The 14,544-nt window shown below is 66.7% G+C and carries 13 protein-coding genes and 1 tRNA gene; 6 read left to right on the top strand and 8 right to left on the bottom strand.

The window, feature by feature from the left end; translation table 11 throughout:
* Window positions 1–189 precede the first annotated feature (189 nt).
* The 5 genes from ACUYV6_RS12530 to ACUYV6_RS12510 form a co-directional block, all read right to left on the bottom strand.
* Window positions 190–265 (bottom strand) — tRNA-Glu (locus tag ACUYV6_RS12530).
* A gap of 128 nt (window positions 266–393) precedes the next feature.
* Window positions 394–1,623: an AI-2E family transporter gene (locus tag ACUYV6_RS12525; protein WP_449279002.1), complete on the bottom strand. Its 1,230-nt coding sequence runs from the start codon at window positions 1,621–1,623 to the stop codon at window positions 394–396.
* A 32-nt stretch (window positions 1,624–1,655) separates the two neighbouring features.
* Entirely contained in the window at window positions 1,656–3,080 is a 1,425-nt protein-coding gene (gene thrC, locus ACUYV6_RS12520) for a threonine synthase (RefSeq protein WP_449279004.1), read from the bottom strand.
* A 109-nt stretch (window positions 3,081–3,189) separates the two neighbouring features.
* The gene (gene guaB1, locus ACUYV6_RS12515; RefSeq protein ID WP_449279001.1) at window positions 3,190–4,698 is read right to left on the bottom strand and encodes a GMP reductase; all 1,509 of its coding nucleotides are present in this window, start codon (window positions 4,696–4,698) and stop codon (window positions 3,190–3,192) included.
* Window positions 4,699–4,708: 10 nt separating this feature from the next.
* Window positions 4,709–5,527, bottom strand: a complete 819-nt coding sequence (locus tag ACUYV6_RS12510; protein WP_449279000.1) for a glycerophosphodiester phosphodiesterase family protein — start codon at window positions 5,525–5,527, stop codon at window positions 4,709–4,711.
* Between the two features lie 60 nt (window positions 5,528–5,587).
* Here ACUYV6_RS12510 and ACUYV6_RS12505 point away from each other — a divergent pair, with 60 nt between their 5' ends.
* From ACUYV6_RS12505 to ACUYV6_RS12490, 4 genes are all read left to right on the top strand, one after another.
* Window positions 5,588–7,852, top strand: coding sequence for an MMPL family transporter (locus ACUYV6_RS12505; RefSeq protein ID WP_449278999.1), 2,265 nt, complete (start codon window positions 5,588–5,590; stop codon window positions 7,850–7,852).
* Between the two features lie 92 nt (window positions 7,853–7,944).
* A complete protein-coding gene (locus ACUYV6_RS12500; protein ID WP_449278998.1) occupies window positions 7,945–8,889 on the top strand; it encodes a TIGR01777 family oxidoreductase in 945 nt (314 codons plus the stop codon).
* A complete protein-coding gene (locus ACUYV6_RS12495) occupies window positions 8,886–9,359 on the top strand; it encodes a SixA phosphatase family protein (RefSeq protein WP_449278997.1) in 474 nt (157 codons plus the stop codon). Before ACUYV6_RS12500 ends, ACUYV6_RS12495 begins: the two co-directional genes overlap by 4 nt.
* 53 nt (window positions 9,360–9,412) lie before the next feature.
* On the top strand, window positions 9,413–10,669 hold the full coding sequence (locus tag ACUYV6_RS12490; RefSeq protein ID WP_449278996.1) for a Fic family protein: 1,257 nt from the start codon (window positions 9,413–9,415) through the stop codon (window positions 10,667–10,669).
* Window positions 10,670–10,674: 5 nt separating this feature from the next.
* Here ACUYV6_RS12490 and ACUYV6_RS12485 read toward each other — a convergent pair whose 3' ends face one another.
* Window positions 10,675–11,031 carry a hypothetical protein gene (locus ACUYV6_RS12485; protein ID WP_449278995.1) on the bottom strand — a complete coding sequence of 119 codons (357 nt, stop codon included), beginning with the start codon at window positions 11,029–11,031 and terminating at the stop codon, window positions 10,675–10,677.
* A gap of 127 nt (window positions 11,032–11,158) precedes the next feature.
* Between ACUYV6_RS12485 and ACUYV6_RS12480 the strand changes: the two genes are divergently transcribed.
* Together ACUYV6_RS12480 and ACUYV6_RS12475 are read left to right on the top strand one after the other, a co-directional pair.
* The gene (locus ACUYV6_RS12480) at window positions 11,159–12,097 is read left to right on the top strand and encodes a DUF4031 domain-containing protein (RefSeq protein ID WP_449278994.1); all 939 of its coding nucleotides are present in this window, start codon (window positions 11,159–11,161) and stop codon (window positions 12,095–12,097) included.
* A 192-nt stretch (window positions 12,098–12,289) separates the two neighbouring features.
* A complete protein-coding gene (locus ACUYV6_RS12475) occupies window positions 12,290–12,466 on the top strand; it encodes a hypothetical protein (protein ID WP_449278993.1) in 177 nt (58 codons plus the stop codon).
* Window positions 12,467–12,504: 38 nt separating this feature from the next.
* On the opposite strand, the gene ACUYV6_RS12470 is transcribed toward ACUYV6_RS12475, so the two are convergent.
* Window positions 12,505–13,263 carry a response regulator gene (locus ACUYV6_RS12470; protein WP_449278992.1) on the bottom strand — a complete coding sequence of 253 codons (759 nt, stop codon included), beginning with the start codon at window positions 13,261–13,263 and terminating at the stop codon, window positions 12,505–12,507.
* A complete protein-coding gene (locus ACUYV6_RS12465; RefSeq protein WP_449278991.1) occupies window positions 13,256–14,506 on the bottom strand; it encodes a sensor histidine kinase in 1,251 nt (416 codons plus the stop codon). Before ACUYV6_RS12465 ends, ACUYV6_RS12470 begins: the two co-directional genes overlap by 8 nt.
* Window positions 14,507–14,544 lie beyond the last annotated feature (38 nt).

Genomic DNA, 14,544 nt, shown 5'->3' with positions numbered 1-14,544 from the left:
AACCCGACGGGCCAGCACTCTACGACACCGGCCTCGACGCCAGCGAAGGACTCTGGCAACGCAGCGGGTGGGCCGGACGAGGATGAACACGCCCGAACCCATCCACTCCTTTTGGCCGGTAACCCACCCCTGTTGCGGAGCTCAGCGTCGGATACGCGAAAACCCCCGCCTGAGCGAGGGTTTTCTGCCTGGTGACCCCAGCGGGATTCGAACCCGCGTTGCCGCCGTGAGAGGGCGGAGTACTAGGCCGCTATACGATGGGGCCGTGTGCTTTCGGCCTCGAGAATTTCTCCCGCTGCCCCGGCAACTCATCTATAGTGGCACAGGATTCCGCCCGGGTTCAAATCGGCATGCCGATAACGGCGTGTCGCCGGAGGAGTTCGTCTGGCCAGTTCAGCCTACGAGCTCCTCCGGGTGCGGACGAGCCCATTTCGCTGCGAGCTCCGGCCCGTCCCACACCTTGATGATGCCCCAGGCGACGGCTGCAAGCGGCACGGCGAGCACGGCACCGAGGATGCCGGCGAGCACGGTACCGATGGTCAGCGAGAGCAGGATGACCAGGGCGTGCAACTTCAAGGCTCGACCCATGAGAACCGGCTGGAGGAGGTTGCCCTCGAGCTGGTTCACGAGCACGACGATACCGATCACGATGAGTGCGTGCAGCGGGCCGTGAGTCACCAGAGCGACGAGTGCAGCAAGAGCGCCGGCGACCGTTGCTCCGACGAGCGGAATGAATGACAGCAGGAAGACCAGCACCGACAGCGGCAGCGCGAGCGGGATCTGCAGAATCACCAGACCGATACCGATACCGACCGCATCGACTGCGGCGACCGATGCCGTGCCTCGCACGTACGAGCCCAGCGTCTCCACAGTCTTTGCACCGGCTCGTTGTGCACGGGCCAGGTGGGAGCCCTGGAACGGGCGGAGTACGAAGTGCCAGATCCTCGGACCGTCCTTCAAGAAGAAGAAGAGAACGACGATCATGAGCACGAGACCCGTCACGAAGCTCGTGACCGCACCGACGCCTGCCAGAGCACCCGAGCCGAACTGGGCGCTGGTGAGGAAGTCGGTCGCATATCCGACCACACTGTCGCGCCACTCAATGAGTTGAGCTTGGTCATCGACGAACGGCAAGGACTCCACCCACGTCACGACCTGAACGAAGCCGTCCTGAGCTTGTTCCGAAAGGTCGTCCCACTGATCCCTGACAGCCCAGACGATGAGCCAGCTCACGCCACCCAGCAGGAGCAGGATCCCGAGCAGCACGATTACCGTCGCGAGCGCGTCGGGCACCCGGTGCCGACGCAGCCAGGCCATCACCGGGAAGAACGTGCTCGCAAAAATGAGGGCCAGCAGGATCGGGATCACCACTGTCGTCAACGACCGCATGCCCCAGATCAGGCCAGTAGCCAGCAGCACGACGATGATGATCTGGAGCGCTCGGGTCGCGAGAAGACCCAGATTGTCGCTCCAGATGCGTCCGACCGCCGTCTGCTGCTGCGGTGCGAGTCCCGCGGCCTCCTTCACGAGCTCTTCGGCGACCGACCCCTCTTCCCGGGCCCGGGCGACGAGGTTCGCGAGCGAATCCTCCTCGACCCGCTGCTTCGACTTTCGTCCGAACATGGTGCCCCTCCCAACTTGTCGTAATTGACTGCCTAGACCGCCCGCTCGGCGATGAATGCGCGCAGGGCGTCCTCGTCGTCGGCCATATCGGTGACGTGCTGCGGAAGATCGAGCAGATCCGCGAGATGCGCTGGCAACGGTGCCCGACGACCGATCGCAGCCTCCACGGTTTCCGGGAACTTCGCGGGCTTTGCGGTTTCGAGCACGAGCATCGGCACACCCTCCTCGAGATACTCGCGAGCGACCTTGACCCCGTCGGCGGTGTGCGGGTCGATGATCACGCCGCTGCCGTCGAAGACCGACTTGATCGTGGCGAGGCGATCCTCATGGGTACTCGTACCGCTGACAATGCCGAACTCCGATGCGAAACGATGCTGCTCAGCAGAGAGATCGATACGTCCGGTTTCGTCGAGCTCCTGCCACGCGGCTCGCAAGCGTTCAGGGTCGCGACCGAGCAATTCGTAGACGAAGCGCTCGAGGTTGGAGGCCTTCGAGATGTCCATCGACGGACTCGAAGTCGCGTAGGTGTCCGCTGCACCGCGAGGCGCGTAGACACCGGTGCGGAAGAAGTCGTCGAGCACGTTGTTCTCGTTCGCGGCAAGCACCAGACGCCGAATCGGCAACCCCATCGACTTCGCGAGAAAGCCCGAGAAGATATTGCCGAAGTTCCCGGACGGCACCGTCACCGAGACCTCAAAGCCGGCGCGCTCCTCAGGCGACACCTCATCGGTGGCGCGCAACCAAGCCCAGAAGTGGTACACCATCTGCGCGCTGACGCGACCGAGGTTCACCGAGTTCACGGCTCCCAAGTGGTGCGCGCGCTTGAACTCAAGATCACCGGAGAGCGCCTTCATCAGGTTCTGGCAGTCGTCGAAGACACCATCGATGGCGATGTTATGCACGTTCGCGTCAGTGAGCGAGTACATCTGCGCCCGCTGGAACTCGCTCATGCGCCCTTGAGGCGAGAGCATGAAGACCGCGATGCCTTCCTTCCCGCGCAGCGCATACTCGGCAGCCGACCCGGTGTCTCCCGACGTCGCGCCGACGATGTTCAGGGTGCGATTGGTGCGTGACAGCACGTACTCGAGCGATTGCCCGAGGAACTGCATCGCCATGTCCTTGAAGGCGAGCGTCGGCCCCTCCGAGAGCCCCACGAGCGAGATGTTCTCGCCGATGGACACGAGCGGCACGACCTCCTCAGCCACGAAGTTCTCGGCGCTGTAAGCCTCACGGCACATACGAGCGAGCTCGTCGCGCGGAATGTCTGTCGCATAGAGGCCGAGAAGCTCAGTGGCGAGTTCCGGGTACGAGAGTTCACGCAATTGCTCGAGACGCGACGCGGAGACCTGTGGCACCTGCTTCGGCACCGTCAGACCGCCGTCGGTCGCAAGGCCCTCCAAGAGAACCTCGCTGTAGGTCGCCGGCTCCATGCCGCCGCGCGTCGAGATGTACTTCACCTGGTCTCCATCCATCGGTCAACGTGACTCAGTCTATTCGTGCGGGGTCCGCGACCGGGTATCTTCATGACCGCGGATCCAATCGACCGCGCAGCTCCATGACCGCAGCTCACCACGAGACCGGTAGCGCCTTGCCCTCCTCGTACCCGGCGGCCGACTGCAAGCCGACGTGCGCGCGCAGGTGGAAGTCGGAGAGTGTTGCCGCCCCGGCATAGGTGAATGATGAACGCACACCCGACGTGATCATGTCGAGCAAGTCCTCGACCCCGGGCCGCAAAGGATCGAGATAGATCTTCGATGACGAGATGCCCTCCGCGAAGAGCTCCTTGCGCGCCAGCTCGTACGGATCCAGATCTCCGAAGCGCGCCTGAACAGCCTTCGTCGAAGCCATGCCCCAGGATTCCTTGTACTGGCGGCCGTCAGTATCGGCCAAGAGCTCACCGGGCGATTCAGCGGTGCCGGCGAACCACGACCCGATCATCACGGACGAAGCGCCGGCCGCGAGTGCGAGCGCAACGTCACGCGGGTAGCGAACTCCCCCGTCTGCCCACACATGGGCCCCGAGTTCACGGGCCGCCTGCGCGGTTTCGAGCACGGCCGAGAACTGCGGGCGACCCACGGCCGTCATCATGCGCGTCGTACACATCGCACCGGGGCCGACACCCACCTTGAGGATCGATGCACCCGCTGTGACCAAGTCGCTCACACCGTCGGCGGTCACGATATTGCCCGCCACGGTGGGCAAGCCCAGTTCGGCAACGACGGAGAGTGCCCGGATCATGCCGTCTTGGTGTCCGTGCGCGGTGTCGACGACGAGCACGTCTGCTCCGGCCGCTGCGAGCGTCTTGGCCTTACTCGCGACGTCGCCGTTGATACCCACCGCCACGGCGACCGCAAGTCGGCCGTCCGCGTCGAGTGCCGGACGGTAGATCGAGCCGCGCAGTGCAGAACGGGCGGAGAGCGTACCGACGAGTTTGCCGCCGTCGACGATGCACACGGTGCCGGTACCCCGTGCGCTTGCACCAGCGTCTGCAAGCGCACGTTCGACGGCATCGAACGCGTCGCGACCCGAGCCCAGCGCATCGGCCTGGAGCAGCACCGCGCGATCACCACGGATCAGGTCGCCCAGCCGGGCGTCTTGCGGAACCCCCGCAAGACGGGACGCCGCCAATGTTCCGAGCACCGCACTCGCGGCCGGCGCCTCAGCACGCCCGGATACGGCGGCAACGACCTCGGCTCCTTCTGCGACGACCACGCCCATGCCTTCTGCAACAGGGATGTGCCGCAGTGCGTCTGCGGCCGTGGCTGTCGGCGGCAGCACGACTGGCGTGTCGTATGCGACGGGCTGGCGCTTCACCCACTGCACCGACTCGACGAGCGCGTCGAGTGACAGGTCTTGCGGAAGCACCCCGATCCCACCGCGGCGAGCGAGCACGGCTGCCAATCGTGGACCAGTGACCGAGTTCATGTTCGAAGCCACAAGAGGCAGTGTCGACGGCGTCCCGTCTCCGGGTGCCAGATCGACCGCGAGGCGACTCCCGACCGACGATCGTCGCGGCACGAGGAACACGTCTGAATAGGTGAGGTCTACCGTGGGATGCGCACCGATGAACTCCATGCGCCCAACGCTACCGCAGGGCGGCGAGCGCGAGATCTGGGCGGTCGGTGACGATGCCGTCGGCCCCCAGGTCAACGAGTTCGATCATGCGCTGCGGGTCATTGACGGTCCAGACGTGTACCTCCACGCCACGGCGATGCGCCTGTTCGACGAGTCGGTGCGTGAGGATCTTGATCCGCCCCTGGCGTTCAGGCACTTGCAGCGCATCGAGTCCGGCGAACGCGCGGTCCATCAGCGTGCGCGATCCCGACGCGACTGCGCCCAGCACAGCGATCAACCTGCGCTTTCCCGGTGAGGTGGCGGGCAGTACCGCTGGTGCTGCAGCCCGGCCCTCCACGGGCTGGGCCGTTGATGGCCCTAAGGCTTCCCACGCCGCTGCGAGTGCACGACGACGGTTGGCGTCGTCGAAGCTCGTGAGCAGCACGCGATGAGCATGCGGTGCGACGATGCGTCCGGCCCGCTCTGCGGCGGCGGCCGCCTTCACATCGATGTTGAAGCGCGTGTCTGGATACCCCTCGAGCGCTTCATCGAGGGTGAGGAGTCCACCACGGCCTCGCATGCGCTCGGCAAGTTCGGCGCAGCTCGTGTCAGCGACGAGGCGCTGCTCTCCTGTAATGCGGCTGAGGCTCGTGTCGTGAAAGAGGACGACGCGTCCGTCGGACGTGAGGTGGCAGTCGGATTCGACGTAGTCGACACCCGCGTCGACGGCGCCGGTGAAGGCAGCCCGGGTGTTCTCCGCGATCCCTGCTGCGGCGAGCGCCGGAGTGACGTACCCGCGGTGCGCGAAGATACGGGGGCCCGCGAGTCCCTCGAGATAGGGATGTGCCATGTGTCAACCTTAGAGTGCGCACCGTTCCGAGACAGCCGGTGCACGGTGAGGGGTCGGGATATGCGGTCGTCAGGTCAGTCAGGTCCGTCAGTTCAACCAGAGCGGTCAGCGCGGTCAGGTCCGCGCTGGCTGCGGGTGATCCTGCCTGCAGTACTCATCGTGCTCTGGCTCGCGGGAGCCGGGGTGGGTGGCCCCTACTTCGGGAAGGTGAGCGAGGTCTCTTCGAACGATCAGACGAGCTACCTCCCCGAGTCGGCGGACGCCACGCAGGTGCAGGCCGCGCTCGGTGACTTCACCGATTCGGACGCGATCCCCGCAGTCGTGGTGTTCGCAGCGGACGACGGCGAGCTCGGAGAGGCTCAGCTGCAGGACCTTACGATCGCACTCGAGGATCTTCCGAGCATCGAGGGGGTCGGCGATGATCTGTCGCCGCTCATCCCCTCAGAAGATGGCCGCGCGGCCCAGGCGTTCGTGCCGATCCTCTCCGACGCCGACCTCGGCGACACCGTGGCGGCAATCTCCGATCGACTGAGCGACGCGTCGCCGGAGGGGATCTCCTCCTACGTCACCGGCCCTGCGGGCTTCACCGCGGACCTCGTCGCGGCCTTCGCGGGAATTGACGGGCTCCTGTTGCTCGTCGCGCTCATCGCAGTCTTCATCATTCTGGTGTTCGTCTACCGATCGCTGCTGCTGCCCGTCGCGGTGCTCGCGACGAGCGTGTTCGCGCTGACGGTCGCACTCCTCACCGTGTGGTGGTTGGCGAAAGCGGGGTTGCTGCTGCTCAGCGGGCAGACGCAGGGGATCCTGTTCATCCTCGTGATCGGTGCCGCAACCGACTACTCCCTGCTGTATGTGGCCAGGTATCGCGAGCAGCTGCGCATTCGACCCGACCGCTGGGACGCTTCGTGGGCGGCGCTGCGCGGATCGTTCGAGCCGATTCTCGCGTCGGGCGGAACCGTCATCGCCGGGCTCCTGTGCTTGCTGCTGAGCGACCTGAAGTCGAACAGCACGCTCGGGCCCGTGGCCTCGATCGGGATCGGCTTCGCCATGCTGTCCGCACTGACTTTGCTTCCTGCGATCCTCTTCCTCTTCGGCAGGGCGGCGTTCTGGCCGAAGCGCCCCGCCTACGACCCGGAGCTCGTCGCCGGCGAGATGCCGAAGACCGGGCTGTGGGCCCGCGTGGGGTCGTGGGTGCGCAGGCGTCCGCGATCCCTCTGGATCGTCACGACCGTGCTGCTGCTCGTCGGAGCCGCGGGGGCCACACAGTTGCAGGCGCAGGGCGTCGCGCAGTCGGAGCTCGTGCTCGGGGCGTCCGAAGCGCGGGACGGACAGCGGGCGCTGGGCGAGCACTTCCCGGGAGGATCGGGCAGCCCGACGTACGTCCTGGTTGAGGAGGACTCCCTCTCCGACGCCGCACAGGTCGCGCTCGGCACCGACGGCGTCGACGGGGTCACTGTGGCGTCATCGGACTCCCCCGCTGGCTCGCTTCCGATCGACGCGGACGGCGAGATCGCGGTCGGTGGCGGCGCAGGTGATACTGCTGCCGACTCGGGCGAAGGCCCTCCCGCCGGTATCGAGGTTCCGGCTGAGGGCCCGCCCCTCGAGCCCACGGTCGTAGACGGAAGGGTGCTGCTGCAGGCGACGCTGTCGGATGCGGCGGATTCCGAGGCGGCGCAGCAGACGGTGCGGGATCTGCGGGCCGACCTGGCGAGCGCCGACATCGACGCTCACGTCGGCGGCGTAACGGCGACCGCGATCGACACCAACGATGCGTCGGTGCACGACCGCACGCTGATCATCCCTGTGGTTCTGGTCGTGATCCTGCTCATCCTCATGCTGCTGCTGAGGTCGGTGCTCGCGCCCGTGCTGCTCGTGCTCACGACGGTGCTGTCGTTCGGAACCGCTCTCGGCGTGGCGGCGCTCGTGTTCAACCACGTGTTCGAGTTCCCCGGCGCGGATCCGGCGGTGCCGCTCTTCGGGTTCGTCTTCTTGGTGGCGCTCGGCATCGACTACAACATCTTCCTCGTCACGCGCGTGCGTGAGGAATCGCTTGTGCACGGAACGCACGAGGGCATCATCCGGGGCCTGTCAGTCACTGGCGGCGTCATCACCTCGGCGGGCCTCGTACTCGCAGCGACGTTTGCGGCGCTGTCGGTGATCCCGATCCTGTTCCTCGTGCAGATCGCCTTCATCGTCGCGTTCGGCGTGCTGCTCGATACCTTCCTCGTGCGTGCGCTACTCGTACCCGCTCTTATGCACGATATCGGCCGTACCGTCTGGTGGCCGTCGAAGCTTGCCCGCAGCGGCGTGCACGGGCGGCGGTGAGGCGGGGCGCCGCCGCGCATCTCTGCTCAGGCTAGAGAGATAGCAGGCGGCAGCCACTGCAGTCCCGGGGCGGCCCCGCGTAGGCTGCAGGCATGACGAATGCAGCGCAGCAGGAACACATCGTGATCTCCGGATCATCCGGACTCATCGGCAGCGCGCTCACCGAGTCGCTGCAACGCGACGGCTTCCGGGTGGTGCGGCTCGTGCGGCGGCCAGCGGAGAACCTCGACGAGGTCGAGTGGCTGACCGACCGCGTGCAGCGGCGCAACTCGGCACTCGGGCAGACGGCATCACCCGAGCTGCTGCACGCGCTCACCGGGGCGAAGGCGGTCGTCAACCTCAACGGCGCGAGCATCGGCAAGCTCCCCTGGACCGAGTCGTACCGCAAGGCCCTGCGCGCGTCCCGGATCGAGCCGACGCGCACCCTCGCAACGGCGATCCGAGAACTTGGCACAGAGGCCCCGCTGCTGGTCTCAGGATCCGCCGTCGGTTTCTACGGGGACCGCCCGGCCGAGACGCTCACCGAAGACAGCAGTGCCGGCAGCACGTTCCTCGCCGAGCTGAGCCGCGAGTGGGAGGACGCCGCGAAGACGGCCGGCCCGGAGGCTCGCGTCGCGCTGATCCGCACCGCTCCCCTGCTGCACCCGGAGAGCGTACTGAAGCCGCTCATCCTCCTGACCAGGTTCGGCGTGAGCGGTCCGCTCGGGACCGGACGGCAGATCTGGCCGTGGATCTCTCTCGATGACGAGGTACGGGCGATCCGGCACATCATCGACCGCGGGATCACCGGCCCGGTGAACCTCACAGGGCCGACCCCCGCGACCGCGAACGGTATCGGCAGGACGCTCGCCCGGCAGATGCGCCGGCCATTCCTCATTCCCGCGCCCGCGTGGGCGCTGCGGATCGGGCTCGGCCGCGATGCCGCGGACTCGCTGCTGCTCGCCGACGCACGCGTGCTGCCCGCGGCACTCGAGAATTCCGGCTTCGAGTTCCGGCACCCGACCGCGGCCGACGCCATCACGGCGGCGCTCTCATGATCGAGCTGATCCTGATCCGGCATGCGAAGTCGGACTGGGGCGATGCCTCGCTCTCCGACCACGACCGCCCGCTGAACGACCGCGGCCTGCGCGATTCCCCGGTGATGGCAGAGCGTCTCGCCGACTCCGGCGCCCGCGCCGAGCGCCTGCTCTCGAGCACGGCGGTGCGAGCGCGCAGTACGGCCGAGGTGTTCGGGGCCGTGCTGGGGCAGGATCCCGAGACCGATCGCGGGCTGTACCTCGCTCCGCCCGAGACACTGTTCGACGCGGCCGCACGCACAGGTGCATCCTCGGTGATCGTGGTGGCGCACGATCCCGGCATCTCGGATCTCGCCCGGCGCCTCTCAGATGGTGGCATCGACCGCATGCCGACCTGCGCGATCGCACGGTTCGCATGGAACGTCGATTCCTGGGCAGAGGTCTTGGAAGTCGCATCCTCCTGGAGCTTCGACGCTCCGCGGAGGCGATAAGTGGGATAGTTCTTAGTAACACTTTCCACCAAAAATGTTACTAAGATGCAGGTATGGTGACATTTCCTCATGCCGAAGGACAGGAGCAGCCGCGCCTGCCAGTTCCCCCGATCACCGACGAACGGCATGTCTGGGTTCCGTCCGATCCTGCCCTCCATTCTCGCTCCGAGTTCAGACGCCAGAGCGGCCCGTATGCTTCCGCCGTTCCGGCCGGCATCGCCGATTGGCGACCGGCGATCACCGCTGACCTCGGAGCGGACATCGAGGACGCCACCCGCGCTCTCATCGAGTTCGATCAGCACGCAGCAACCCTTCTCGGGCCGGATGCGACCGCGATCGGACCGATGACGGCGATTCTGCTCCGGACCGAGAGCGCCTCGAGTTCGCAGATCGAGCAGCTGACGGTCGGGGCGAGACAACTCGCCCTCGCCGAGATAGACGCCGGCGACTCGCCGAACTCACGCGAGGTGATCGGCAATGTTCGCGCCATGGAGGCCGCGCTATCTCTCGCGGACGATCTCACGCTCGATTCTTTGCTCATCATGCACCGTGAACTGCTCCGTCATCAGCGCGGAATGGAACATCACGCCGGAAGCCTGCGAGAAGAACTCGTCTGGATCGGACGCGGCTCCGCCGGGCCTCGCACGGCGGATTTCGTTCCGCCCCAGCCCATCCATATCGCCGCCGCGCTCGACGACCTGTTCGAGTTCGTTCACCGCACGGACCTTTCCGTGCTGGTACTTCTCGCCGTGGCCCATGCCCAGTTCGAGACGATCCATCCTTTCGTCGACGGCAACGGGCGCAGCGGCCGCGCGCTGGTGCAGGCGCTGCTGCGCGCGTCGGGCATCACGACGCACGTGACGGTTCCCCTGTCTGCAGGTCTGCTCAGAGATACCTCCCGCTACTTCGCCGCGCTCACAGAGTTCCGCGCGGGTGACGCGGAACCGATCTGCCGGTCCTTCGCTCAAGCCGCGCGGTACGCAGCACACACCGGCCGAGGTCTTATCGATCACCTGAACGCAGAACTCGAAGCGTCGCGAAGGAAGCTGACAGGCGTGCGCCGCCACGCCATCGCCTGGAAGCTCCTGCCCCACCTGATCGGCCAGCCTGTCGTCAACTCCACGTATGTGCAGCAGACACTGGGGGCGAGCGCCATGAGCGCCAATCGCGCTCTCGACGTCCTGACAGCACGAGGAGTGCTCGCCGAGCGCACGGGCAGACGCCGAGGACGCATCTGGCAGCACACCGGCATACTCGCCGTTCTCGACGGCTTCGCCGACTCGGTGCGGCGCGACTCAACACGCCCCTAGTCCGACTACCCGATCGACCCTTCGATAACCGCGCAGGCCCAGATCCCGATCAGCCCGACCGCAGCCATGGTGAGCATGCAGGCCGCCATGACCTGCAGCCGCAGCTTCCGTCGCGAGATCGTGACGCGCGCCACGAGGAGCGCGACGTAGAGCACGATGAGGCCGACGCCGATCGTCATCGCCAGCGGCGCGGACCTGCCGCTCCCCGCGAAGGCGAGCCCGGCGAACGGGATCAGCACCACGATGAGGAAGAGTCCGCCCATCACGATCCAGATCGTGCCGCGCGACTGCCGCAGGGCGGGCTGATTCACCATCTTGGTCGGATCGCGACGGCCGCTCGAACGATTGTCCATGTCAGACACGTCATCACCTCCCTGACTCGGTTTCACCCTCCCTCGACGCGAACCCCGTCGCCAGGGGGTTGACACAGAAGACGAGTAGCCGGGGTGCATTCGGCATCCCTCACGCGCCCCGCGCTACCCTGATGCGATGGCGATCCTCATCGACCAGCCCCGGTGGCCGGCTCACGGCACCCTCTGGAGCCACCTCGTGTCCGACACCGACTACGAGGAGCTCCACGACTTCGCCAAGCGCATGAGGATCCCCCGCCGCAGCTTCGACCTCGACCACTACGACCTGCCCGCGTCGCTCTACGAGCAGGCGGTCTCGCTGGGCGCCGAACAGGTCGGTCAGCGAGACATGGTGCACCGGCTGCGCGACGCCGGACTGCGTGTGCGGCAGGTGGAGCGGGAGGTCGCGACTCCGCTGCGGCGCCGGCAGTTCCTGACCATGGAGTGGGCCGGGCTCGGCGAACTGATCGGCATCGGAGGCTCCGCGCGAGCGGGTGATGAATGGAGGATCCTCGGCGACGACCTGATCTCGCGGTGGAACGAACCTCACCGCGCCTACCACGACGAACTGCACCTCGAAGACGTTCTGCTCGCGCTCGACCACCTCGCGACTCGCGGTGAGCGCCTCGAACCCGCAACGCTGCTGGCGGCGTGGTTCCACGACGCGGTGTATACCGGCAGTACCGGATCCGATGAGCTCGATTCTGCGAGCCTCGCGACATCCGCGCTCGCACCTTTCGAGGTTGACGCCGGCCTCGTGCAGCTGGTCGGGGAGATCATCGTCGCAACGAATCCTGGCCGCGCTGTCGAGGATGCTTCCCCACCGCTCGCGCACATGCTCGATGCCGACCTTGCGATCTTCGCATCGCCTCAGCATCGATATGCACAGTATGCGAGCGCTGTGCGAGTGGAGTACGCGCACGTGCCACCCTCCGATTTCGCCGTGGGACGCTCACGGATCCTCAGCGGATACCTCGGGCAGCCGACGATCTACCGAACCGAGACGGCGAGGCAGCTCTGGGAGGAGCGCGCACGGGCGAATCTCGAGCGCGAGATCTCGGAACTGCGGGAGATATAGACGCGGGACGGACATGCCGCGCGCCTTCGTGGCCCGCCTGTTCGTGATCGGAGAACTCACTCGCAATCCCCTGTTGCCACCGATCAGCACTGGATACCCTCGAGGCGATGGGCGAATTCCGGCAACATCGGACTCCCCATCATCGGGCGTGGAGAATCTTCGCCCCGCACGTGGGACACGAAGGAGCAAGCCATGAGTAGTGAAGATAAGAATCACGACCCTGCCGACGAGAAGCGCGACCCGGTTCCCGGCGCCGAGCTCGACGCCAACGAGGGCGCGGATGTGCTCGAGACACGCGAAGAAGCCGAAGAGACGAAAGGCTCGGAAGACGAGGATGACGAACTAATCACCCTCGACGGTTCGGACTAGGGCCGAATCCTGCGAGATCTCGTCGCCCAGAGGCATGATCACCCGGCTCGCAAGCGCCCCAACTGCACCCGCGAGGTTGCGCCGGTCTTGGCATAGAGCGATCCGACGTGGGTCTTCACCGTCGTGATACCGATGTGCAGGCGGTTAGCGATGGCCTGGTTCGTGAGTCCCTCGGCGAGCAGGTCGAGCACCTCGGCCTCGCGGTCGGTCAGGCTCGAGCGGTCGAGCACGGTCTGAGCTGCGGCGGTTCCTCCCGACGCCGGATTCGCCGCCGTCACCTCACTCGTCGTCCCTGCCGCGGCAGTACCGTCGGCGCTCACCCGCTGAGTCTCCGTGTGCTGCGCGAATCGCGCGATCACACTGCCCGCCACGGCGGGGTCGAGCACGTGCCGGTGCTCGGCGATGTGGTGCACCGCCTGGATCAGCTCGGCGCCCCGCGTGCTCTTCAGCAGGTAGCCGTGCGCACCGGCGGCGAGCGCCTGCGCGATGAGGTCGTCGGAATCGAAGGTAGTGAGCACGAGCACTCGCGTCGCAGTCTCGGAGGTGATGCGCTCGGTCGCCCAGATGCCGTCGGTTCCTGGCATGCGAAGGTCGATGAGGGCAACCTCGGGCCGATCCCTCACGCAGGCGGCGAGTGCGTCGAAGCCGTTCTCGGCCTCACCCGCGATCTCGATCGACGGATCGGTGGAGAGGATCGCTGCCACTCCACTGCGCACGGCCTCGTGGTCGTCGGCGATGATCACACGCACTGGGCCAGTGCCGGGGTCGCGCCTAACCGCGAATTCCGCCTCACTCAATGGTCAGCACCGCCTTCCACTGCCGTTCGCCGAGGCCAGTAACCGCGTCTCCGGTCATCCCGCTTCCGGCCTCGCCTCCGTCCGTTCCGCGGTCTTCCCCCTCCGGATCGGGTCCGCTCTCGAGCTTCGCGCCCGTCCCATCGAGCAGCAGTGCGGCCCCGGTGATTCCGATGCCGCTCCCCCGCTCGGGAGCACCGCTCGCGACGAACGTGTTGCACACGGTCACGAGTGCTCCCGAGCCGCGCACGAGCATCGATATCTCAATGTCGCCGCGCCCGTGCTTGACGGCGTTGGCGACGAGCTCTTGCAGCACCCGCAGTAGGATGCCGGCCTGCGCCGCGGACCGATCTTCGAGGAAGCCGCGCAGATCGGGCTCGCCCATGCCCCGCCAGACCAGCGCACGCCCGGCCGGAGGCAGCGACGCGAGCCGCGCCAGCTCGCCCGCGACATCCGGCTCGGCTTCACCCAGGTCGTCGACCGTGGTGAGCACCGCGATGAGCCGCCGCAACTGCCGGTGCGCCTGATCCGTGCCACGCTTGGCCTGGTCGAAGCTGCTGCCGATCTCGGGTGCGGCGATTCCCTCCCTCTCGACGCGGATCCGCGCGGCCTCGACATGCAGCCCGGCGACGGCGATCTGGTTCGAGACGAGATCATGCAGGTCGTGGGCGATCCTTTGCCGCATCTGCTGTGTGGCGCGCGCGTGCTGTTCGGCCATGAGGGCCCGGGTGCGCAGACGTTCGCTGCGCACGTTCCAGCCCCAGGCCCCAGCGATCGAAATGATGAGCGCCCACTGCACCGCGAAGATCAGCACGACAGGGTTCTCCGGGCGCAGGATCACCAGCACAGCACCCGTCGCGACCGCGAGCGCGACCGCGATCCAGGCGGCGATACGGATGCCGCGGTCGCTCCCGTACTTGACGGCGCAGTAGACAAGGTCGAAGAAGACGAGGATCACACCGAGACTGCCGCCGCCGAGGGCGTCGATGGCGGTGACGACAGTTCCGAGGCTGAGGGCCAGGAGCGGTCGGCTGGAGCGCATCGTGGCGATCGCGCAGATTCCGATCAGCGCGGCCAGGAAGATCAGGTCTTCGCCCTGGACCGGCGCGAGAGAGGAGGAGAGGCGGATTGCACCCACCCGGTACAGGGCGAGGCCGATGACGAGGTAGGTCAGGGCCGCCGTGGCATCACGGAGGCGCGGCCGGGCGTTCAGCCGATCCCACCAGTTCCGCAGCATGCCTGCCATGATGCCTCATGGTGTCAGAAACCCGCGGAACTCCGCCT

The sequence above is a fragment of the Leucobacter sp. GX24907 genome, from assembly GCF_053567335.1.
The sequence above is the reverse complement of the archived record's forward strand: the minus strand, read 5'-3'. Positions and strand labels throughout refer to the sequence as shown.

Bases quoted from the DNA above. Each gene is read 5' to 3' on its own strand.
- ACUYV6_RS12525 (WP_449279002.1), bottom strand. From the start codon at position 1,623: ATGTTCGGACGAAAGTCGAAGCAGCGGGTCGAGGAGGATTCGCTCGCG.
- guaB1 (WP_449279001.1), bottom strand. From the start codon at position 4,698: ATGGAGTTCATCGGTGCGCATCCCACGGTAGACCTCACCTATTCAGAC.
- ACUYV6_RS12510 (WP_449279000.1), bottom strand. From the start codon at position 5,527: ATGGCACATCCCTATCTCGAGGGACTCGCGGGCCCCCGTATCTTCGCG.
- ACUYV6_RS12505 (WP_449278999.1), top strand. From the start codon at position 5,588: ATGCGGTCGTCAGGTCAGTCAGGTCCGTCAGTTCAACCAGAGCGGTCA.
- ACUYV6_RS12500 (WP_449278998.1), top strand. From the start codon at position 7,945: ATGACGAATGCAGCGCAGCAGGAACACATCGTGATCTCCGGATCATCC.
- ACUYV6_RS12495 (WP_449278997.1), top strand. From the start codon at position 8,886: ATGATCGAGCTGATCCTGATCCGGCATGCGAAGTCGGACTGGGGCGAT.
- ACUYV6_RS12490 (WP_449278996.1), top strand. From the start codon at position 9,413: ATGGTGACATTTCCTCATGCCGAAGGACAGGAGCAGCCGCGCCTGCCA.
- ACUYV6_RS12480 (WP_449278994.1), top strand. From the start codon at position 11,159: ATGGCGATCCTCATCGACCAGCCCCGGTGGCCGGCTCACGGCACCCTC.
- ACUYV6_RS12475 (WP_449278993.1), top strand. From the start codon at position 12,290: ATGAGTAGTGAAGATAAGAATCACGACCCTGCCGACGAGAAGCGCGAC.
- ACUYV6_RS12465 (WP_449278991.1), bottom strand. From the start codon at position 14,506: ATGGCAGGCATGCTGCGGAACTGGTGGGATCGGCTGAACGCCCGGCCG.